Below are 1,602 nucleotides of genomic sequence, written 5' to 3'. Positions count from 1 at the left end.
GCGACGACTTCAAGCCGTCCCCATACACGCCATTCTACAAGAAGCCGGCCAACACCTTCACGCACGGCGAAGCGATCTGCGGCGGACGCGGCTGCATCCGCGCCTGCATGGTCAACATGGAAAAGCGTGGCATTCTCGAGAACAAGTTCAAGACGCCCTTCCGCACCGAAAAGCCCTGGCTGGTCGACTGGTCGGACTACGACCCCGAAGATCCGCGGGCGCGATAGGCCTGGTTCAGGAAGGCCGTGACCCGCGCCATTCCCAGCCAGCCTCAAAAAGGCGCAGGCGATGTTTCGGACTATAAGGGTGCTTGGCCGCTTCCGACTCGTCCAGCTCGACCCCGATACCGGCCTGCTCGCCCGGCTGCAAGAATCCCTGCACGACCCAGGGACAGCCGGACAACACATCCCGGGCCCAGGCGACATGAAAGTCGTCGAAGCATTCCTGGATCAGCACATTGGGAATCACCACGCCAAGATGCGTGTTGACGGCGGTCGTAAACGTGCTCTGGGCGCTGTGCGGCGCCAGATGGGCGCCATAGCCGTGCGCGATCGCGCCAGCCTTAAGTAGTCCGGAAACGCCGCCGATCCGGAGCGTCTCCGGCTGGGCAATGGATACGATCCGACCCTGCAGCAGTTCAGACAACTGGTTCAGGGATGTGAAGCGTTCGCCGGAAGCAACCGGAACGGGTATGGCGCGCGCCACATCCAGTGTCGCCGCGATGTCGTAAGACAAGACCGGTGTCTCGAACCACATCGGACGGTATGCTTCGAGCAGACGTCCGATCCGGACAGCGGTCGCCACACTGAAACGGTCGTGCGCCTCGATCATCAGGTCGATCTCGTCTCCGACAGCATCGCGCACCGCAGCGACAATCGCCATCGATTTCTTTTTCTCGGCAGGCTCCAGAAACTGGTAGGCGTGACCAAAAGGATCGAACTTGAGAGCGGTGTAGCCCATAGTGACGACCTCGGCGGCTCGTTCGGCGAAAAAAGACGGTTCGCGCGGACCCTGGTACCAGCCGTTGGCATAAGCCCGGATCCGGGGGCGTGTTTGGCCGCCTAACAATCGGTAAAGCGGCAATCCGGCCGCTTTCGCCGCGATGTCCCAGCAGGCGATGTTCAGGCCGCTGAGCGCGGCGGAGATAATCGGCCCGTGCACCAGGAACAGGGCTTTTTGCCACGTGTCGCCAAGGCCTTCAATCCGGGTTGGGTCTTCCCCGATGATCAGGGCGCGCATTTCCTCGAGCATCGCTTCGACCGCCCGCGTGCCCAGGCCGTACGTACATTCACCCAGTCCGGTGATCCCCTCGTCGGTCGTCAGTTTGACGAAGAGCCAGTTTTTCCACGGATTGCCAACCACGATGGTGTGCATGCCGGTGATTTTCACAGGGCACCTCCTGAGAAATTGTTCAGCTGGTGATCAATCGGTCGACGACCAGCTGGCGGAATTCGGGCGATAAGGTCATGAAATATGCGGTAAAGCCGGTGACCCGGACCACCAGGTCGGGGAACCGTTCCGGCTCGCGGTGCGCGGCGCGGATTTGCTCGGCATCGACAATGTTGATGTTGATCAGGGTGCCGCCGCGCTTGAGATGGGTTT

At 61.3% G+C, this 1,602-nt stretch carries 3 protein-coding genes; 1 reads left to right on the top strand and 2 read right to left on the bottom strand.

All coding sequences use genetic code 11. The features are described 5' to 3' along the window. On the top strand, positions 1-227 hold a 227-nt coding region (locus tag GXY33_08825; protein NLX05234.1), incomplete at its 5' end, for a hypothetical protein. Positions 228-234: 7 nt separating this feature from the next. Here the strand turns inward: GXY33_08825 and GXY33_08820 are convergent. Continuing rightward, on the bottom strand, positions 235-1,389 hold the full coding sequence (locus tag GXY33_08820) for a mandelate racemase/muconate lactonizing enzyme family protein (protein ID NLX05233.1): 1,155 nt from the start codon (positions 1,387-1,389) through the stop codon (positions 235-237). A gap of 22 nt (positions 1,390-1,411) precedes the next feature. Next, positions 1,412-1,602, bottom strand: a 191-nt coding sequence (locus GXY33_08815; protein ID NLX05232.1) for a hypothetical protein, incomplete at its 5' end; no start/stop codon positions are given.

This window comes from Phycisphaerae bacterium (assembly GCA_012729815.1).
Lineage (GTDB): Bacteria > Planctomycetota > Phycisphaerae > JAAYCJ01 > JAAYCJ01 > JAAYCJ01.
This window is presented reverse-complemented; position numbering and strand designations above follow the sequence as displayed.